Raw genomic sequence first — 19091 nt, 5'->3', positions numbered from 1 at the left:
TATTGACTATAGGTTATTTTACAGGCATTATAGTATGTAGTTTTTAAGAAATAGTTTACATAGGAGGAAATATTATGGCAGGCAACCTGGTGTCTTGTAAGGCATGCGGCAAAGAAATCGCTAAAGGCGTTAAAAAATGTCCAAACTGCGGTAAAGATCAGAGAAACTTTTTCATGAGACATAAAATCATCACATTGCTTCTGGCAGTGGTGGTTATTATCATTCTCGTAAACATCGGCGGCGGAGGCGGTTCTTCATCATCTAAAACTGCGTCTTCAAAAGCTTCGGAATCTAAAGAAAAACTGTATAACATCGGTGACACTGTTAAGACTGAGAAAACTGAAGTTACTGTTACGAAAGTGGAAAAAAGAGATTCAGTAGGCTCTCAATTTGTCGAGAAAAAAGCGTCTGACGGCGGCGTTATCGTAGCTGTTCAATACACGGTTAAAAATGTTTCAAACAAGCCGTTAAGCTCTTTCTCCATTCCAAGAGCGAAATTAGTAGATTCTAAAGGAACATCTTATGATTCAGATATTGATGCTTCTTCAAGCTATGCAACAGAAACAAAAGTAGACAACAGTAAAATTTTAAGTGACTTGAACCCGAACATTAAAGTGACTGACGTAAAAGCTTTTGAAGTGGATAAAAATGCATACTCTAAAGGCACTTGGAAATTAAAGTTCAGCAACGATGTTGAAGTGAAAATTAAATAATCATCATAACAAAAGAGACCCTCATCATTTGAAGGTCTCTTTCTTTTTACGCCTTTTGGTACCCGTTCACATTGGAGGACTGCCACTTCCAAGAGTCGGCGCACATTTCTTCAAGCCCGCGCTTTGCTTCCCAGCCTAATTCAGCCTTCGCTTTTGCCGGGTCTGCGAAGCATGCGGCGATGTCTCCCGGGCGCCGGTCGGCAAAACGGTACGGCACTTCTTTTCCTGATACTTTTTCAAACGCCTTGACCATCTCCAGAACGCTGTAGCCTCTTCCCGTGCCGAGATTATAGGCGTCGGCGCCCGTTGTGTTCAGCACCTTTTCGAGCGCTCTGACATGGCCCTCGGCAAGGTCAACGACATGGATGTAATCCCGCACGCCGGTGCCATCCTTTGTCGGATAATCATTGCCGAACACCTGCAATCGCTCAAGCTTGCCGACAGCGACTTGTGCGACGTACGGCATTAAATTATTCGGGATGCCGTTCGGGTCTTCTCCGATCCGGCCGCTCGGGTGCGCGCCGAACGGATTAAAGTAGCGGAGCAGCGCAATGCTCCATTCAGAGTCCGCATTATGCAGATCGCGTAAAATCTGTTCCAGCATCAGCTTTGTCTGCCCGTAAGGATTGGTGGCGCTTAAAGGAAAATCCTCAGTGATCGGCGTTGTTTCCGGAACGCCGTAAACCGTCGCTGAAGAACTGAAGACGATTTTTTTCACACCGTGTGCCTGCATGGCTTCACATAAAATAAACGTTCCCGTCAGATTATTATGATAATAACGGAGCGGAACAGCCACAGACTCACCGACGGCTTTTAATCCCGCAAAATGAATGACGGCTTCTATCTCATTTTCAGCAAACACCCGGTGAACGGCGTCACGGTCAAGGAGATCCGCTTCATAAAACACAAGCCCTTTTCCGGTAATGTCTTTCACACGCTCCAATGCTTCCGGTGAACTGTTTGACAGATTATCCAGAACCACGATGTCATAGCCGCCGTTTAACAGCTCGACACATGTGTGGCTGCCGATATAACCCGCTCCGCCTGTCACTAAAATCGCCATGAAGAAAGCCTCCCCTATTGAATGAATTGACCATATTATATCGGTTTTTTCTTCCTCAATCATCCATTTCCAAAAAGTTTAATCGTTTAGTCATCGTTTCTTCATAATTTATTTTCATTCGCGTAAAAAACAGAGCCCTCGATTCAAACGGGTTGTGAAATAGAAATCCCTCCCCCGCGCATGGTAAGATAAGACAAAGGAGATGACGGTATGAAAAATGAAATCATTGAACGCTTTACCTCTTACGTAAAAGTCGATACACAGTCTGACGAAAACAATGAAAACTGCCCTTCAACACCCGGCCAGCTGACATTGGCCAACATGCTGGCAGATGAATTAAAGTCGGTCGGCATGACAGAAATCACAGTCGATGACAACGGGTACGTCATGGCGACTCTGCCGGCGAATACGGATAAAGACGTGCCGACTGTCGGTTTTCTGGCTCACGTGGACACCGCGACCGATTTTACCGGAAAAAATGTGAATCCTCAGATTATTGAAAGCTACGACGGGCATGATATCGTTCTGAATGACAAACTCAATGTCGTCCTGTCGCCTGAGCAATTCCCGGAACTTTCCCGCTATAAGGGCCAGACGCTGATTACAACAGACGGCACGACGCTGCTCGGAGCCGACAACAAAGCGGGCATTGCCGAAATCATGACGGCAATGGCGTACTTGATCAAACATCCGGACATCAAACACGGAACGATCCGGGTCGCGTTCACGCCCGATGAAGAAATCGGCAGAGGCCCTCACAAATTCGATGTCGGCCGCTTCAACGCCGCATTCGCCTACACGATAGACGGAGGCCCCCTCGGCGAACTGCAATATGAAAGCTTTAACGCAGCCGCCGCAAAGCTTACTTGTTACGGAAAAAGCGTCCACCCGGGGACGGCGAAAAACAAAATGGTCAACGCTTCAAAAATCGCGATGGAATTTCATCACGCGCTGCCGAAAGAAGAAGCGCCGGAATATACGGAAGGGTATGAAGGCTTCTATCATTTACTTTCCATGGACGGAGACGTTTCTGAAGCCGCCCTGTCGTACATCATCAGAGACTTTGACAGAGACCGCTTTGCAGAACGAAAAGAATATATGCAGAAAACCGCCGATGCGCTAGCGGCCAAATACGGCAAGGAAAGCATCAAGCTTGAACTGCGTGATCAATATTACAACATGAGAGAAAAAATCGAACCGGTCAAAGAGATAGTCGATGTCGCGTATCAAGCCATGAAAAACCTCGACATCGAACCGATTATCGAACCGATCCGGGGCGGAACCGACGGCTCACAGCTCTCTTACATGGGACTGCCGACACCGAACATTTTCACGGGCGGCCAAAACTTCCACGGAAAATATGAATACATTTCCGTCGATCATATGGAAAAGGCGGTAAACGTCATTGTTGAAATCGCCAGGCTCTTTGAAGAGCGCGCTTAAAACCAAAGCCCCTGCTTTGGTTTTTTTCTTTCACATGAAACCTTTCCTTCTTTCTTTCCGTATATAAGGTATGAAATGGAAAGAAGGAGTGAAGACTATGGCAAGAGGGACTGTAGCGAAAGAATTGAAAAAAACCTTAAAAGACCCGCGTGTTCTGGAGACGAAATCAAATCCTTTTAAAAAACTGCGGAAAATGTTCAAACGATTTTTTTAAGATAACATCTCGTTTTCGTTAAAAAAATAAAGAAAGCGCTGTCAACTCGCAGTCATCTGTTAGAAGCAGTTATTTTGCATATCATACGGTTTTTTAGGGTACTGAATAACACAAGGCAAACGAAAACACTGAAGTAGTTAATTAGACACTTACAAAAAATAGTGAAAAAGTTATATAAACGTTCATCATTCATCATCCGATACAATCTATAGAACCACAACAAGAGAAAAATTTCTTCAACCCATAGTCATTTTTACGGAAAATGACGTTATTTTTTAAAAAAGTGACAATTGTTTGAATACTTTTCGTTTGTTTTTTCGTACAATAATAATACCAAAACTTTTTTTGGGAGGTATGTAAAATGATGCTACTTATTTTCGCTGCTTTGACAGGGTATCTTGTTTTCTCTTTCAGTAAGGACAACCGCCGGAAAACGCCAAAGACAAGCCCGCTGGTGACAGCTGCCGACACGAATAACATCATTGACTTAAATGCGATCCGTCAAAAACGCCGGATGCCGCTATCATAAAAACGACAGCTGCCGCAAAATCGGCAGCCTTTTTTTATGCACCCGGCCGATATGAAACCTTCCGCCTCCTTTTTTCGTACAACATAAAAAAGGAGTTTTTTTATGTACCATTTTTACATCAAAGAGCGAATGTTTACGTTTAAGAATCGTTTTCAAGTGTTTCTTGAAAGCGGAAAAGAAGTCTACAATGTTGAAGGAAAGCTGTTTTCATTCGGTGATGAACTGAAGCTGACTGATTTGGACGGCCGCACGCTCGCCAGCGTCAATCAGAAACTGATGTCGCTCGTTCCCCGTTACGAGATTTCCGTCAGCGGCAAACCCGTCTGCCAAGTCATCAAGAAAGTCACGTTTTTCAAACCGAAATTTGAAATTTCCGGACTCGGCTGGGATCTTACCGGCGATGTGTGGGGCCGGAATTTTCAAGTGACAGACGGAAAATCAAACCGGATGACCGTCACCAAATCATGGATGAGCTGGGGCGATTCCTATCATTTGCAGATTGAAAAGGAAGAGGATATTGCTCTTTGTCTTGCGATCGCCATCGTGATAGATATGATTCTATTTGAGGGTGACAAATAAAAATATTTATCGAAATATATTGACAATATGAGAAAACATACTAAGATTAAGAGTATTACAGTTTATTCTGAAAAATAGCATATTTCCTTATCAAGAGAGGTGGAGGGACTGGCCCTATGATACCCGGCAACCGCTGTTCAGCAGAATGGTGCTAAATCCTGAAGATAAGGTTGAGATTTGCGGACGCAAGCTCTTCCCTATCCGAGGGAAGAGTTTTTTTATATTTCATCAGGAAAGAAGGAATCATTCATGTCACAGCAAAACACAGAACAACCATTGCATACTCTTCTAAGAAAAAACCCGCCGTTTCGCGCGGATCAGGTCGGAAGCCTGCTGCGGCCGGCGGCTGTGAAGCAAGCCCGCCTGCAAAGAGCGGCGGGTGAGATTTCGGCAGAACAGCTGCGCGAAATCGAAAACAGAGAAATCATCCGCAGCGTGGAAAAGCAGAAAGAAACCGGCCTCAATGTCGTGACTGACGGCGAATTCCGCCGTGCCTGGTGGCATTTTGATTTTCTCGAAAATTTAGACGGGGTTGAGGCATTTACGCCTGAAAGCGGCATTCAGTTTCACAACGTACAGACGAAAGCGCGCGGCATTAAAGTAACGGGAGATATTGATTTTTCTCAGCATCCGATGCTCGAAGATTATAAATTCCTGCACAGCATTGCCGGCGATGCTGTTCCGAAAATGACCATCCCAAGTCCGAATATGCTGTTTTTCCGCGGAAAATTGGAAAAAGCGGCCTACCAGAATGATTACAAACAATTTCAGCACGATGTGTCAAAAGCGTATAAAAAAGCGATTCAGGCTTTCTATGACGCCGGGTGCCGCTACCTTCAGCTTGATGACACCGCATGGGCCGTTTTCTTATCGGAAGCGGGGCTTCGTCAGATTGAAGATTTCGGCACAACGCCGGATGAGCTGCGCAAGCTGTTTGCCGCTTCCATTAATGACGCGATCAAGGACCGCCCTGACGATCTGAAGGTTACGATGCATATCTGCCGCGGCAACTTCCAATCCACATGGACGGCTGAAGGCGGCTATGATGCAGCGGCTGAAACGATTTTTGACGGGCTTGACCTTGACGGATTGTTCCTGGAATATGATGATTCCCGCTCCGGCGGCTTTGAACCGCTCCGCTATGTCAAACGCTCTGATCTTCAGCTTGTGCTTGGATTGATTACATCAAAACATGGCGAACTTGAAGACAAGGACGCGATTAAACGCCGGATTGAAGAAGCTTCACAATATGTCAGCCTGGATCAGCTTTGCCTCAGCCCGCAATGCGGATTCGCCTCCACTGAGGAAGGAAACCTGATCACAGAAGAACAGCAATGGGCGAAACTGCGTCATGTCGTCAGCATTGCCGGTGAAGTCTGGAAATAAAAAAAAGACACGCGATCAGCGTGTCTTTTCTGTTTACAGAGGACCGGTTCCGATTAAAATATCGATATCTATCGTAATATCCGCCGCTTTTCGGCTGATAAACCGCCGGATGTTTTCATCAGTACATTTCCATGTTAAGGGCGTCATTTTCACAAGCCGCTCGAGGTCAGGCTGCAATAAGGTCTTCGTGTAACACAGCCGTTTGCGCTCAAAGGTTTGAAAGCCCGCTTGGAATCGTCCGGCCGCAGAATCGGCGGTGTCATTCCGCCGAGGACTGTCTCCGAAGAAGAATTCCCTTACTTCCTTCAAATAATCACGCCGCGGCACCGCTTTAATGACTGTGCCGCCCTTTCGTAAAAGCCTGCTGCATTCCTTGTAATTCCAAGGTGATAAAACAGACATCACGACATCAAAACAGCTGTCGGCAAACGGCGCATCCGCCACATCAGCGACGGCAAAAACAAAATGATCCCCGAAGGCCTTTGCGGCATGCAGCACACCTTCTTTCGAGAGATCAATGCCGATTCCCGTCATGGAAAAAGCGGGCTGAAGCCATTTGCATACGGCGGCTAAATGAGTGCCTTCTCCGCATCCCGCATCCAATATCGCCGCCGTTGTTTGCGGAGATTGAATGCGGCTGATGATGGCGGCGATCTCCTTTTGAACCGGCCCAAAAAATTCCCGGCTGTCAAAAAGAGCGCGTCTCGCTTCGAACAGCTGCCTGTCATAGCGGGTTTTGACCGATTTATTGAGGAAATTCACATATCCTTGCTTTGATATATCAAATGTATGCCCGTGTCCGCACATCAAGCTTTTGTATTGTGAGACCGCCATGGCCGAACTGCATAGCGGACACCTGAATACGGACTGGTATGATTGCAGTAATTCCGCGCGTTTTCTTTTTATAGACGTCAATAAAAACACCTCATTCATTCGTTATTCCGATGAAATGAAAAAGGCATAGACAAATAAACCTCGCAAAATTGGAAGTTTAACCTATTTATCTATACCTCTCATTATCTGTAACGAATGAACTGAATGATCATGAAAATGACCCCTTTTCTGCCGTCTTTTGAAGGCGGTGCCCTCAGATACATTTTATCAGCTGCATCCCGTCTTTACAATGAACCGGAACTGTTTTTCGGGGGCTTTTTATACCTTTTTAATCCAATTACTTGTGAACATCCTTTATTTTCTTTATTTATAATATAAATTTATTATTTTGAAAATATCTAAAAAGGTTGATTTTCAAAAATTGAAACGATAAAATACTGCTATCTCATGTAATATCGTTATTCTTGTATATGATCAGTAATATGGTCTGATTGTTTCTACCTAGTGCCGTAAAAGACTAGACTACAAGAAAGTTTGCATAAATTTGAACGAGTGAAAAGCATATGATGCTGTCAGTCTATTCTTTTCTTTTGGCTCTTATTTATCACACTTTCTGGCTTTCAGGAATTTGTGACGAATAAGAGCTTTTTTTATTTCCATAATACCCTTATAGGAGTTGCTCACATGTACTTTTTATTGAACATTGTCGGTCTCATTGTTGTCATGGCTGTTGTTTTCTTATGCTCTCCCAACAAGAAGAAGATTAAATGGCGTCCGATTGTCATGCTCCTCGTCTTTGAGTTTCTGATTACTTGGTTTATGTTAGGGACAAAAGTCGGCGGCTTTGTCATCGGGAAGATCGGCGCGTTCTTTACATGGCTGATTTCCTGCGCCAGTCAAGGGATTGCCTTCGCCTTTCCGTCTGTCATGGCGAACCCGACGGTTGATTTTTTCTTCAGCGCATTGCTGCCGATTATCTTCGTCGTGACCTTCTTTGATATGCTGTCGTATTTCGGTATTCTGCCGTGGCTCATTGATAAAATCGGCTGGCTGATTTCTAAAATATCCCGTCTGCCGAAGCTGGAGAGCTTTTTCTCCATCCAGATGATGTTTTTAGGAAATACGGAAGCTTTAGCCGTCATCCGCCAGCAGCTTGCCGCCGTCAGCAACAATCGGCTTCTGACATTCGGGCTGATGAGCATGAGCAGCATCAGCGGTTCGATCATCGGATCGTACTTGACGATGGTTCCGTCCACTTATGTGTTTACAGCCATCCCGCTGAATTGCTTAAACGCGCTTTTAATCGCCAATATGCTGAATCCCGTGGACGTTTCTAAAGAGGATGATATTATTTACGTTCCTTCAAAAGCGGAGAAAAAAGACTTCTTCTCCACGATTTCTAACAGTATGCTTGTCGGCATGAACATGGTCATTGTCATTTTAGCGATGGTAATCGGCTATGTGGCGTTAACGGCTGCGTTAAACGGCGTACTCGGACTGTTCATGCACGGTTTGACCATTCAAAAGATTTTCTCATACATCTTCAGTCCGTTTGCCTTCCTTCTCGGATTAGGCGTACATGACGCGATGTATGTCGCACAGCTGATGGGCATCAAGCTCGCGACGAATGAATTTGTGGCAATGGCCGATCTGAAAGGGCAGCTGAAATCACTTCCGCCGCACACGATTGCCGTGGCTACGACATTCCTGACATCATTCGCAAACTTCAGCACCATTGGTATGATCTACGGATCTTATCAATCTCTGCTTGATGGTGAAAAGTCAGCCATCATCGGAAAAAACGTCTGGAAGCTGCTTGTCAGCGGAATTGCCGTTTCCTTATTGAGCGCGGCGATTGTCGGATTGTTTGTCTGGTAAAAGAAAAAAAGCGATACCGCTCCGTTTTGGAGTGATATCGCTTTTTTTTATTGATAGACGGATGCAGGCACGAAAACGTCCCGGATTCCTGCCGCGTACGGTCCGAGATCATATTGTCCGAACACAACGGCAATGCCGTTTTTCGTAAAGAAGAAAGGTCTTTCGTTATTGAGGATGATCTCTTGTTTTTTGACGTCCTGGTCAAACAGATCGTCATGTTTCTTGATGTAGCCGTAAAGATAGTCTCTCGTTTTGTTGGCTTTCGTTTTTGTATTGAGCACATCATTGAGTGTGACCCGTTTTTTTGCGGCCAGGTCGTAATTAAAGGTCTGAACGGCTGTCAGCCCGTGTGCGCCGCCTGTGTAACTGTAGTTTTCCGTCTGAATGCTGAGCTTGCCGCCTTGATTATACTTCACCTTGAAATCTGCCTGGTATTCCGCTTTGTAGCCTTGTTTTTCACCGTCTTTTTTGTTTTTTACATATTCTTTGTACGAGTTTTCAATATAGCGTTTGAAGTCCTGATTGATTTTCTTTTCAAAAGATGCGTTTCCCGTATTTGTGACCTCGGGGTACGTCAGCTGTTTTACATGCTTATACGTCTGGCTTTTGACGACGGGCTTTGCGGTTTGCGCGGCCTCGGCTGAAGGCGCGAAACCTCCGAACGGCGCGGCTGTCAGCACTGTTAAGAGCACGGCCGCCATCATTTTGAATGCCTTTTTCATCACAACTCCTCCTTTTCATTACCGTTCCCTTTTTGAAAACGGATTACACTCTATAGACAGCGCAGATCAGCAAATTGTTTCTGGGCCTTCTTTCACATTTTCTCCATGAAAAAAAGAGACATGGATAATCCACGCCTCTTTTACCGTGAAGGTCTTTGTGCAATGGCTTCATAAACGGCTTCCGCCAAATCGGAGTTGCCGAACATCTCCAAAACGCCGATGACGGTTTGATCAGGAATCGGTTCTGATTCCTCCTTCGGCACGACAAGCTCTTCAGCCGTTTTTCGCAGCTCTTCGTTTAAAGGCTGTCCGGGGTAAGCCTTGCTGTAAATGGCCATCGGATCAAGGTCATGATTGACGCACCATTGGGCAAACACCAAAATCATCATGTTTTCGTCACGCCGGTAATATTCTTCAAGTTGTTTTTCGGTAAACGGCTTCACTATCAATCGCTCCTCCAGAAAATCTACCCCTAAGATACACAAACACAGAGCGGAAGTAAACCAAAGAGGGTGAAACATATTATTTCATCAACACGCCTGCTTTAAATGGCGCATGCCCTGACTCTCTAAAACTGTTGTCTGAATGTCCAGGACAGCGGAAGGTACGGATTTGTACGGAAGCAATTTCGTTTTCTCCCAATATTCTTTCACAAGAAAAAAGCGCCCCTCTCATCAAAGGCGCTTTTTCATTCTTATACGTTTCTGTCCCAATGCCGATGCTCAGCCACGGCTTTCAGAAATTGTTCATGGTTTCCGTCCGGAACAAGACCGGGGCCGCTTTCGGTTCCGGCGGCGAGGGCGAGAAGTTCTTTTCCTTCACCGGAGGCGCCGATCGCTTTGTAATGGCTGAAAGCTTCGTTGACGAAGTCTCTGGCCGATTTTTGGGCTTTGAGGCTGTCTGTGCTTTGTTTTCCGCCCGGAATGAAAACAGCGTCGTACAGGACAGAATCCGCTGTCAGGAAAGTGGCTGACGCTTTCAGCTCCGTACCGTTTTCTCCCTTGACGGTTCCCAGCGCAGGACTGATGATATCGGCTCTGACTCCCGCCTGTTTGCATGCGTCAAGCACTTGTTTGACTTTCTCATCAGAAAACCCGTGGTCGGTTAAAACCGCAACCTGCCTTGTCGCTGCCGTCTTCACCGTGTTTTCCTGGCTTAAGGCAGGGGAAGTGAACGTTTCATCAGATTCACGGTCCTTCGGCGGCGGGTTCACGCCGATTCCTTTCGCAACACGCTCGGCAAGCCCGGCGTCGACATGACTGAAGACATCAACCACCTGCTGCTGCACATCCTTGCTGTTCACTTTTCCGACCTCAAAACAGAACGCGGAGATGATATGTTCTTTTTCGGCGGGAGACATGCTGTTCCAGAACATCTTGGCCTGAGAAAAATAGTCATTGAAGCTCTCACTGCGCTGGCGGATTTTTCTGCCTTCTACTTTTTCCTGGTAATGAACGTATCCGCCTTCTTCTTCTGAGGCCGGCGACGGATCATTGTTCTGCAGAGAATTTTTATGATAGGCGACAGGGCCCTTATTAATCGTCATCCGGTGGTAGCCGTCGTATTGGTTGTTATGGAACGGGCAGACCGGCCGGTTGATCGGAATCTCGTGAAAATTCGGCCCGCCAAGACGGATGAGCTGTGTATCTGTATAAGAGAAAAGCCGTCCCTGCAGGAGCGGATCATTGGTGAAATCAATGCCCGGCACGACATTTCCCGGATGAAAGGCGACCTGTTCCGTTTCCGCAAAGACATTGTCCTGATTGCGGTCGAGGGTCATTTTTCCGATCAGCTTGACGGGAACCAACTCCTCCGGCCACAGCTTCGTCGGATCAAGGATATCGAAATCAAATTTAAATTCATCTTCTTCGTCAATCATCTGAACACCGAGCTCATACTCGACTTTGCCGCCGTTTTCAATCGTTTCCCACAGATCGCGCCTGTTGAAATCGGGATCTTTCCCGGCAATTTTCTGCGCTTCATCCCATACGAGGGAATGAACGCCGAGCACGGGTTTCCAGTGGAATTTGACAAAGCGCGCTTTTCCTTTCTCGTTGACGAAACGGAACGTATGCACGCCGAAGCCCTCCATCATCCGATAGCTTCGCGGGATGCCGCGGTCAGACATCGTCCACATGACCATGTGCGCGGATTCAGGATTGTTTGCGACAAAATCCCAGAACGTATCATGAGCCGTCGCAGCCTGCGGCATTTCATTGTGCGGTTCCGGTTTTATGGCGTGAACGAGATCCGGGAATTTAATCGCGTCCTGAATGAAGAACACCGGAATATTGTTTCCGACGAGGTCATAGTTCCCTTCTTCAGTATAAAACTTCGTCGCAAATCCCCTGGCGTCACGGACGGTGTCGGCTGACCCCTTGGAGCCCGCCACTGTTGAGAAACGGACAAAAACAGGTGTTTTGACGGACGGGTCCTGCAAAAATTTCGCCCGTGTATATTCCGTCATCGGTTCGTACACCTGAAAATGCCCATGAACGCCGTACCCGCGCGCATGAACGACCCGTTCCGGAATCCGCTCGTGGTCAAAGTGCGTCATTTTTTCACGAAAATGAAAATCCTCCATCAGCGTGGGGCCGCGGACGCCCGCTTTTAAGGAATGCTCATCCTCAGACACGCGAAGCCCCTGATTGGTCGTCATTTTTTTGCCGCTGTTATCAGATCGGTACTGCTCAAGCTGTTCGTCCTTTGAGTGTTCATTTACTCGTTTGTTTTGATCATCACTCATGTCAGTTCCCCCTTCTGAAACGAAACATTCTACAGCACATTTACCCGCGGCGTTCTTCAAATAAACTGCTGATCCGCTCATTAGGATTTTAGGTCTGTATTTACATATGCGGTCATACACATTTTGAAATAAGCCCTTTTCACAGAAACAAAATGTGAAAACGCTTACCAAAACAGCTGTTGAACAGGGGAGGTCATATCGTGCTTGCCATACTCGGTTTTGTGATGATGATTGTCTTTATGTATCTTATTATGTCTAACCGGCTTTCCGCTCTTATTGCTTTGATTGTCGTTCCTGTTGTGTTTGCCCTGATCAGCGGATTTGGCAAAGATCTCGGCGGGATGATGATTCAGGGCGTTACAGACCTCGCTCCTACCGGGATCATGCTGTTATTCGCCATCCTTTATTTCGGCATTATGATTGACTCAGGTCTGTTTGATCCCCTCATTGCCAAAATCCTATCGCTTGTCAAAGGGGATCCGTTAAAAATCGCCATCGGCACAGCGGTTCTGACGATGACCATTTCGCTGGACGGAGATGGGACAACAACGTATATGATTACGATTGCGGCAATGCTGCCCCTTTACAAACGGCTCGGCATGAACCGTTTGGTGCTGGCGGGGATTGCGATGCTCGGTTCGGGCGTCATGAATATTATTCCGTGGGGCGGGCCGACGGCGAGGGTTTTGGCTTCCTTGAAATTGGACACGTCAGAAGTTTTTACGCCGCTGATTCCCGCTATGATCGCCGGCGTTCTCTGGGTGATCGCCGTTGCTTATCTCCTTGGAAAAAAAGAACGGAAGCGTCTCGGCATCATTTCGATTGAACACGCGCCGTCTTCTGATCCGGAGGCGGCGCCGCTGAAGCGTCCCGCTCTCCAGTGGTTTAACCTGCTGCTGACTGTCGCTCTGATGGCCGCGCTGATCACCAGCCTGCTTCCCATCCCTGTTCTTTTTATGATCGCGTTCGCCATCGCCTTGATGATCAACTATCCAAATGTCAAAGAGCAGCAGAAACGGATTTCAGCGCATGCGGGTAATGCGTTAAACGTTGTCTCAATGGTATTTGCGGCAGGCATATTTACAGGCATTCTCTCAGGCACAAAAATGGTCGATGCGATGGCGCATTCTCTCGTTTCCCTCATCCCTGATGCCATGGGCCCGCATCTGCCGTTGATCACGGCGATTGCCAGCATGCCTTTCACCTTTTTCATGTCGAATGACGCCTTTTACTTCGGTGTGCTTCCCATCATCGCCGAAGCCGCTTCCACTTACGGAATAGACGCCGCTGAAATCGGAAGAGCCTCCTTGCTGGGCCAGCCGGTGCATCTGCTCAGCCCGCTTGTGCCATCCACCTATCTATTGGTCGGAATGGCAGGCGTCAGCTTTGGCGACCATCAAAAATTCACCATCAAATGGGCCGTGGGGACAACGATTGTGATGACGATTGCGGCGCTTTTGATTGGGATTATTTCGTTTTAATTAAAAAAGGATTTCCGCTGGCGGAAATCCTTTTCTGTACATTATTTTTTTGTATAGCGCACCCAGTCATAATGAGCGTATAGCGGATTTACACCATTGTAGGAACCGAGCCAGTCATCGACACCTATCCCATTCCACAAGTTCATCATGATCTTTCCTGGTGTTGTCGGGATTTGGGTTGTCGCAGTATGTTTTAATTGCCCATCGACATACCATTTAATAGAGTTCGGCTGCCAATCGAACGCATACGTATGATAGGCATTGGCCGCGTCAAATCCGAGATCCGCAACCTTCTCATGGTTTCCCGCGCCATTTGTATAATAATTAAATTGAACCTTTGTCGTGTCTTTTCCTAAAAATTCGATATCAATCTCATCCCAAGGGGTACCATCCGTTGGACCTGTATAAGTGAAGAACGATGAAACGATCCCCGTGTTTTTAGCCGGTTTCATTCTGACTTCATAAAGTCCATAGCCATAGGTTTGAGCGGAGCGGTTCTCCCCGCAGTCAAACTTGTTATAAGACGGGCTTGTAAGCGCCAAACGCATTTCACCTGATGACGTCACGGATACATTATTTGCACGCCAAGTGCAGTTGAACATATCTCCATTGGAGTAACCATTTGCTTTTTGCCAGAAACCGGAGTTATAGCTGTTAAAAGGTTCAAAAAACGATCCGCCTGTTTGAGCTGATGCAGCAGAAGTGATCGCACACAAACTCAAAAACAATCCAGTGACAAGAATGAGCAGCACTCGTTTCATACGATAAAACATGTCGGCATTCCCCTTTCTTTGAAAGCGATTTCTTTATCGATCATACATGATTCTGTTAAAAGGGAACATCGGTCAGAATAATGATAATAACGAATCTTAAAAAAACCTAAATTACCATCAGCATAGTAAGAAATGATCCGCACTCATTGTAATTTAGGTTTTGCCTGCTTATGAGTAACAATCCTAACAAGATCATATGTGAATGTAAGAAAAAATGAATACAAGAAAACAAAAATGCCAACGCTTTCATTATGCTTGTTTGACTACCCTTTCTATGTGAATCGTTAAATACAGCAGCTCGTCACTGGTGAGCTTGTGCTCATACGCCCTCTCAATGCATGTTTGGATTTTCTTCGTGCATTCATACGCCCGATGGTATTTTTCTTTCACTGTCTCCAGCAAAAAGTCGTCCTGGCTTTCCATATGTGTGCCGTTAAAAAGACGCTGCGCGAAAAACTTTAAGTGGGTGACAAATCGATAATAGTGAAGCGATTCTTCGTTGAATTCAATCTTAAAATGGTATTTTACGATCCTCAAAATCTCTTGCATGACTTTTGTAATGTTGATGATATTGGGCATCTCTTCATTCAGCTCGGCATTTACAATATGCAGCGCAATAAAGCCTGCTTCATCCTCCGGCAGAGACACGCCAGTCTTGTTTTTCACCATGGCCAACGCTTGTTTGCCGATTGCAAATTCGTCTTTGTACAGCCGTTTCGTTTCCCACAGCAAGGCGTTTTTGATATCCAGCCCTTTCTTATTGCGCTGGATCGCAAAGTTAATATGATCGGTCAGCGACACATAGATGCTGTCGTTGAGCTTTTTGCCGAGCTGTAATTTCGCATAGCTGATAATCTCCTCGGATACTTCCATACACTCGATCGGAATATCATACAAAAGGGTTTTGAACTTTTCGGATACATCTTTGTTATCGAGGGTGAACACTTTCTCAATGCGGGCTTCATCTACAGGATCTCCCGTTTTCTTTTGAAAAGCAATGCCCCGGCCCATGATGACCAATTCCTGATTGCCTTCTTTGAGCACACTGACGACATTATTATTAATGACTTTCGCAATCTTCAATTCCGTCTCCCTCCCGCCTGACCATTTACCTGCTACACCTTGATTGTACATCCTTTTTGTACTAGGTCAATATCTCCAGGTCAATCAGAAAACGCCGTTCAGAAATCATTGTCCAACGATGAGGCAGAGGCGCATATAATGCAGAGAACCGGTTTTTGGGAAGGAGCGTGTGTGATGAAACGGTTTTCGAAAGAAGAAAGCAGCTGGATGCTGTATGATTGGGCCAATTCAGCTTATTCGGTCATTATTATGACGGCGGTGTTCCCCTTGTTTTTTAAAGCGGCGGCGGCGGAAAACGGCGTCAGCGCGGCTGATTCCACCGCTTATTTGGGCTATACGATTGCCGCCGCGACTTTTATTTTGGCGATGCTCAGCCCCGTCTTAGGAACGATTGCCGACTACAAAGGATGCAAGAAACGGTTTTTTGCCTTCTTTTTTCTGATCGGTGTGGCGGGCACCGCCGCGCTGGCTTTGATTCCCGGCGAACCTTGGATGCTGTTATTAATTTGTTATACGATTTCCACGATCGGCTTTGCCGGATCTAATGTGTTTTATGATGCGTTTCTCGTTGATGTGGCCGCAAAGGAGCGGATGAATATGGTGTCCGCCAGGGGGTTTGGGCTGGGCTATATCGGCAGTACAATCCCTTTTCTCCTCAGCATTGCCGTGATTCTGTCAGCACAAGCGGAGATGATTCCGCTGTCCGCCCAGGCTGCCGGCCGCATTACCTTTTTGATTACGGCGGCATGGTGGGGGCTGTTTTCGATTCCGCTCCTTCTCCGCGTCCGCCAGCGCTATTATATCGAGAGGGAGCCGCGGCTTGTGATCAGCAGTTTTATACGGCTGGCCGGCACGCTGAAGCAGATCAGGAAGCACCGGGCGCTGTTTTTGTTTCTGCTCGCCTATTTCTTCTACATCGACGGGGTCGGCACCATCATTACGATGTCCACGTCATACGGGGCTGACCTCGGTATCAGCGCGGCAAATCTGCTGATTGTTTTATTTGTCACTCAGGTCGTCGCCGCCCCTTTTTCAATTTTGTACGGGCGGCTGGCCGAACGGTTTAAGGGAAAAACAATGCTTTATGCCGGCATCGGCGTGTATATGATTGTCTGCACGTATGCTTATTTTATGGATTCCGCTTTTGATTTCTGGGTTTTGGCTATGCTTGTCGCCACTTCCCAAGGCGGTATTCAGGCGCTGAGCCGCTCTTACTTTGCCAAGCTTGTCCCCAAACAGAACGCCAATGAGTTTTTCGGCTTTTATAATATTTTCGGCAAGTTCGCTTCAATTATCGGCCCGCTTTTGATTGCCGTGACCGCCCAGCTGACCGGAAATTCGTCAGCCGCCGTGTTCAGCCTGATTTTGTTATTTGTGATCGGCATTGCCATCCTTGCGTTTGTGCCTGAGGAAACGGCGTAAAAAAAGCCTGCACGCGGCAGGCTTTCTTTTTTTATTTCTTGGCTTTATGGACTTTCAGTTTTTTGCCTTTGACCGTCGTATTTTTCATGATGTCAAGAACGTGCGGGCCTTTGCCGTTCAGAATTTCGACGTACGATGCGTTGTCCAGAATCGTGATAATCCCGATATCATCGGCTGAAACGCCGTCGATTTTCGCGATCGTCCCGACAAAATCGACCGCTCTGAGTTTTTTCTTTTTCCCGCCGTTAAAGTACAGCTTCATGATGTCTTTGTTTAACTGTTCGCTTTTGTCTGTTTTGACATCGGGGCGGGCGTTCAATTTTTCCGCAAATGCCGCTTTCCGTTCCGCTGTTTCTTTTTCCGACGGCGCTTCCCGCTTTTGGATGCGGAAACCGATATATGTCTCAATGTCATTCAGAAACCGCGATTCAGACGGCGTCACAAACGTAACGGCCCGTCCGCGGTGTCCGGCGCGGCCCGTTCTGCCTGTGCGGTGCACATAGCTTTCTTTTTCAAGCGGAATATCATAATTGATGACGAGGCTGATGTTTTCGATATCAATTCCTCTGGCGGCAACGTCGGTCGCAATGAGATAGCGGAACTCGCCGCGCTTGAATTCATTCATGACGTCAAAGCGGTCTTCCTGCACCATGCCGCCGTGAATTTTATCGCAAGGGTAGCCCAGCCTGTCCAGCTCATCGGTTAACTGGATGACCCTTTCTTTTGTCCGGCAGAATATGATGCAGCTGTCCGGGTTTTCGGTGATCAGAACATCACGCAGCAAAGATGTTTTGTCTTCTTCTTCTGTTCTGGTGACAAAATGCTCGATGTCTTTTGTCGTCAGGCCTTCCGCTTTTACTTCAATCAATTCAGGGTCTTTCATATATGTGCGGCTCAGCTTCTCGACGTCATCCGGCAGCGTCGCTGAAAACAGCATGGTGACTCTGTTTTTCGGCAGATGCTGAATGATGGCTTCCACCTGTTCAATAAATCCCATATTCAGCATTTCATCCGCTTCGTCAATCACCACATACGCCAGCCGTTCAAGCGGCAGCGTCCCTTTTTCTATGTGATCAAGCACACGCCCCGGTGTTCCGGCAACGACGTGGCTTTTTTGCTTCAGTTCGGTTTTCTGTTTATCAAAAGAAGCTTTTCCGAAAACCGCCGTGGCTTTTATCCGTTTGAAACGGCCGATATTCGTGATATCTTCTTTAATCTGCGCCGCAAGCTCGCGGGTCGGCGTTAAAATCAGGGCCTGCGGTTTGTTTTCCTCCCACTCCGCAAGCTCGCAGATCGGAATGCCGAAAGCCGCGGTTTTGCCGCTGCCCGTCTGCGATTTGACGACGAGGTCTTTTTTTTGCAGCGCGGCGGGGATGACGCGCCGCTGCACTTCAGTCGGCTCGGTGTATTGCAAGCCATTCAGCGCCCGTCGGATCTCGGGGCTGATCGCATATTCATTAAACTCATTCATGACTAAACTCCTTCTCTGTCCGGCTCCCCTCATTATACGCGAAATGCCGCCGCTTTACCCTGACGTTTTGCCGGGCCGTTCGGGGGACTGCTTTTTCTTCATGTCGAGCACGACCCATTTGGCGCAATAAAAGCACATGCTTCCTTCCCCGTCATCGACATAGTAGCGGATCGATTCCCAGCCGCTGTCGACCGGGCTGATATCCAGATGGATGTCGGTGATGCTTTCAAGATCATCCAGCCGGGCAGACCTCACATCCTCAAAGCGCAGCACGGCATCATACTGTCCGTCAGTCAGCTTCAGCTCAAACACCGGGATTTTATCATAATACTCGTTATACCCGGTATAGAACGTAAACTCCGTCAATTCAAAACAACCCGGCGAATCCGGCCCCAGCAGAACTGCTTTCTCATGTTTGTGCCACTCCATTTTGCGCCTCCTTTTTTTCACCTGAATTGACATGTCTGACTCAAATGAATTTTTTTTACAAACCCCCATGAACTTCTTTATATTCCTGCACCCAATCTCTTAATTCTTCCAACGTATGCAGATACGCATCAGGCGAATCTTTCAGATCAAGCCCGCTCAAATATACGAGCATCTCCCAAACGGTTTCGTCCTCAACCGCCGGATCATCTGCAGCCACGTACTCGCACGCCCAATCCGACACTTCTTCCCTCGCCGCTTGACCGTTCAGGATCAGACCAGCCTTCTTCAGACATTCTGCTATTGTTGGTTCTTTCACGTCAGAAGC

The 19091-nt window shown here is 47.0% G+C and carries 18 protein-coding genes and 2 riboswitches; of the genes, 8 read left to right on the top strand and 10 right to left on the bottom strand.

Annotated features, from left to right (window positions below; all coding sequences use genetic code 11):
* Positions 1-173: 173 nt before the first annotated feature.
* Positions 174-713 (top strand): DUF4352 domain-containing protein, encoded by a 540-nt coding sequence (locus ACWJJ4_RS01145; RefSeq protein WP_123282873.1) that lies wholly within the window; start codon positions 174-176, stop codon positions 711-713.
* Positions 714-759: 46 nt separating this feature from the next.
* On the opposite strand, the gene galE is transcribed toward ACWJJ4_RS01145, so the two are convergent.
* Positions 760-1776 (bottom strand): UDP-glucose 4-epimerase GalE, encoded by a 1017-nt coding sequence (gene galE, locus ACWJJ4_RS01140; protein WP_017418596.1) that lies wholly within the window; start codon positions 1774-1776, stop codon positions 760-762.
* Positions 1777-1986: 210 nt separating this feature from the next.
* On the opposite strand from galE, the gene pepT reads away from it, so the two are divergent.
* From pepT to ACWJJ4_RS01120, 4 genes are all read left to right on the top strand, one after another.
* The gene (gene pepT / locus ACWJJ4_RS01135; RefSeq protein ID WP_077723038.1) at positions 1987-3219 is read left to right on the top strand and encodes a peptidase T; all 1233 of its coding nucleotides are present in this window, start codon (positions 1987-1989) and stop codon (positions 3217-3219) included.
* A gap of 575 nt (positions 3220-3794) precedes the next feature.
* On the top strand, positions 3795-3962 hold the full coding sequence (locus tag ACWJJ4_RS01130; protein WP_003150808.1) for a hypothetical protein: 168 nt from the start codon (positions 3795-3797) through the stop codon (positions 3960-3962).
* 102 nt (positions 3963-4064) lie between these two features.
* Positions 4065-4541, top strand: coding sequence for an LURP-one-related/scramblase family protein (locus tag ACWJJ4_RS01125; protein ID WP_044052789.1), 477 nt, complete (start codon positions 4065-4067; stop codon positions 4539-4541).
* 84 nt (positions 4542-4625) lie between these two features.
* A riboswitch (SAM riboswitch) is annotated at positions 4626-4712 on the top strand.
* 78 nt (positions 4713-4790) lie between these two features.
* The gene (locus ACWJJ4_RS01120) at positions 4791-5927 is read left to right on the top strand and encodes a 5-methyltetrahydropteroyltriglutamate--homocysteine S-methyltransferase (RefSeq protein WP_015387510.1); all 1137 of its coding nucleotides are present in this window, start codon (positions 4791-4793) and stop codon (positions 5925-5927) included.
* A 33-nt stretch (positions 5928-5960) separates the two neighbouring features.
* Here ACWJJ4_RS01120 and ACWJJ4_RS01115 read toward each other — a convergent pair whose 3' ends face one another.
* Positions 5961-6842 carry a methyltransferase domain-containing protein gene (locus tag ACWJJ4_RS01115; protein ID WP_454021369.1) on the bottom strand — a complete coding sequence of 294 codons (882 nt, stop codon included), beginning with the start codon at positions 6840-6842 and terminating at the stop codon, positions 5961-5963.
* 363 nt (positions 6843-7205) lie between these two features.
* A riboswitch (purine riboswitch) is annotated at positions 7206-7306 on the top strand.
* Positions 7307-7445: 139 nt separating this feature from the next.
* On the opposite strand from ACWJJ4_RS01115, the gene ACWJJ4_RS01110 reads away from it, so the two are divergent.
* Positions 7446-8639, top strand: a complete 1194-nt coding sequence (locus ACWJJ4_RS01110) for a NupC/NupG family nucleoside CNT transporter (protein WP_003150774.1) — start codon at positions 7446-7448, stop codon at positions 8637-8639.
* A 47-nt stretch (positions 8640-8686) separates the two neighbouring features.
* Here the strand turns inward: ACWJJ4_RS01110 and ACWJJ4_RS01105 are convergent, their stop codons facing one another.
* The 3 genes from ACWJJ4_RS01105 to ACWJJ4_RS01095 all read right to left on the bottom strand — a co-directional run bounded on the left by ACWJJ4_RS01105 (position 8687) and on the right by ACWJJ4_RS01095 (position 12107).
* A complete protein-coding gene (locus ACWJJ4_RS01105) occupies positions 8687-9361 on the bottom strand; it encodes a DUF3298 and DUF4163 domain-containing protein (RefSeq protein ID WP_071392463.1) in 675 nt (224 codons plus the stop codon).
* Positions 9362-9501: 140 nt separating this feature from the next.
* On the bottom strand, positions 9502-9750 hold the full coding sequence (locus ACWJJ4_RS01100; protein WP_046341506.1) for a hypothetical protein: 249 nt from the start codon (positions 9748-9750) through the stop codon (positions 9502-9504).
* Positions 9751-10055: 305 nt separating this feature from the next.
* Complete coding sequence (locus ACWJJ4_RS01095) at positions 10056-12107, bottom strand: catalase (RefSeq protein WP_146283934.1); 2052 nt, start codon at positions 12105-12107, stop codon at positions 10056-10058.
* 200 nt (positions 12108-12307) lie between these two features.
* On the opposite strand from ACWJJ4_RS01095, the gene citH reads away from it, so the two are divergent.
* Positions 12308-13588 (top strand): citrate transporter CitH, encoded by a 1281-nt coding sequence (gene citH, locus ACWJJ4_RS01090; protein WP_454021368.1) that lies wholly within the window; start codon positions 12308-12310, stop codon positions 13586-13588.
* A gap of 41 nt (positions 13589-13629) precedes the next feature.
* Here the strand turns inward: citH and bglS are convergent, their stop codons facing one another.
* Together bglS and licT are read right to left on the bottom strand one after the other, a co-directional pair.
* On the bottom strand, positions 13630-14361 hold the full coding sequence (gene bglS, locus ACWJJ4_RS01085) for a beta-glucanase (protein ID WP_182069139.1): 732 nt from the start codon (positions 14359-14361) through the stop codon (positions 13630-13632).
* A 249-nt stretch (positions 14362-14610) separates the two neighbouring features.
* A complete protein-coding gene (gene licT, locus ACWJJ4_RS01080; protein ID WP_070082586.1) occupies positions 14611-15444 on the bottom strand; it encodes a BglG family transcription antiterminator LicT in 834 nt (277 codons plus the stop codon).
* 171 nt (positions 15445-15615) lie between these two features.
* On the opposite strand from licT, the gene ACWJJ4_RS01075 reads away from it, so the two are divergent.
* Complete coding sequence (locus ACWJJ4_RS01075) at positions 15616-16866, top strand: MFS transporter (protein ID WP_454021367.1); 1251 nt, start codon at positions 15616-15618, stop codon at positions 16864-16866.
* A 31-nt stretch (positions 16867-16897) separates the two neighbouring features.
* On the opposite strand, the gene ACWJJ4_RS01070 is transcribed toward ACWJJ4_RS01075, so the two are convergent.
* Genes ACWJJ4_RS01070 through ACWJJ4_RS01060 form a run of 3 tightly spaced genes read right to left on the bottom strand, consistent with a single transcriptional unit; the run spans position 16898 to position 19082 of the window.
* The gene (locus tag ACWJJ4_RS01070; protein WP_007407785.1) at positions 16898-18337 is read right to left on the bottom strand and encodes a DEAD/DEAH box helicase; all 1440 of its coding nucleotides are present in this window, start codon (positions 18335-18337) and stop codon (positions 16898-16900) included.
* Between the two features lie 54 nt (positions 18338-18391).
* Positions 18392-18766, bottom strand: a complete 375-nt coding sequence (locus tag ACWJJ4_RS01065) for a hypothetical protein (protein ID WP_182069149.1) — start codon at positions 18764-18766, stop codon at positions 18392-18394.
* A 55-nt stretch (positions 18767-18821) separates the two neighbouring features.
* Positions 18822-19082 carry a DNA-binding protein gene (locus ACWJJ4_RS01060; protein WP_071392465.1) on the bottom strand — a complete coding sequence of 87 codons (261 nt, stop codon included), beginning with the start codon at positions 19080-19082 and terminating at the stop codon, positions 18822-18824.
* Between the last annotated feature and the right edge of the window lie 9 nt (positions 19083-19091).

This window comes from Bacillus sp. JK62 (assembly GCF_053663455.1).
This window is presented reverse-complemented; position numbering and strand designations above follow the sequence as displayed.

What these genes read in the sequence shown, in the direction of transcription:
- ACWJJ4_RS01125 (WP_044052789.1), top strand. Translation starts at nt 4,065, where the DNA reads ATGTACCATTTTTACATCAAAGAGCGAATGTTTACGTTTAAGAATCGT.
- ACWJJ4_RS01120 (WP_015387510.1), top strand. Translation starts at nt 4,791, where the DNA reads ATGTCACAGCAAAACACAGAACAACCATTGCATACTCTTCTAAGAAAA.
- ACWJJ4_RS01095 (WP_146283934.1), bottom strand. Translation starts at nt 12,107, where the DNA reads ATGAGTGATGATCAAAACAAACGAGTAAATGAACACTCAAAGGACGAA.
- galE (WP_017418596.1), bottom strand. Translation starts at nt 1,776, where the DNA reads ATGGCGATTTTAGTGACAGGCGGAGCGGGTTATATCGGCAGCCACACA.
- ACWJJ4_RS01105 (WP_071392463.1), bottom strand. Translation starts at nt 9,361, where the DNA reads ATGAAAAAGGCATTCAAAATGATGGCGGCCGTGCTCTTAACAGTGCTG.
- pepT (WP_077723038.1), top strand. Translation starts at nt 1,987, where the DNA reads ATGAAAAATGAAATCATTGAACGCTTTACCTCTTACGTAAAAGTCGAT.
- ACWJJ4_RS01130 (WP_003150808.1), top strand. Translation starts at nt 3,795, where the DNA reads ATGATGCTACTTATTTTCGCTGCTTTGACAGGGTATCTTGTTTTCTCT.
- ACWJJ4_RS01065 (WP_182069149.1), bottom strand. Translation starts at nt 18,766, where the DNA reads ATGGAGTGGCACAAACATGAGAAAGCAGTTCTGCTGGGGCCGGATTCG.
- ACWJJ4_RS01110 (WP_003150774.1), top strand. Translation starts at nt 7,446, where the DNA reads ATGTACTTTTTATTGAACATTGTCGGTCTCATTGTTGTCATGGCTGTT.
- ACWJJ4_RS01145 (WP_123282873.1), top strand. Translation starts at nt 174, where the DNA reads ATGAGACATAAAATCATCACATTGCTTCTGGCAGTGGTGGTTATTATC.
- ACWJJ4_RS01070 (WP_007407785.1), bottom strand. Translation starts at nt 18,337, where the DNA reads ATGAATGAGTTTAATGAATATGCGATCAGCCCCGAGATCCGACGGGCG.
- ACWJJ4_RS01100 (WP_046341506.1), bottom strand. Translation starts at nt 9,750, where the DNA reads ATGATGATTTTGGTGTTTGCCCAATGGTGCGTCAATCATGACCTTGAT.
- bglS (WP_182069139.1), bottom strand. Translation starts at nt 14,361, where the DNA reads ATGTTTTATCGTATGAAACGAGTGCTGCTCATTCTTGTCACTGGATTG.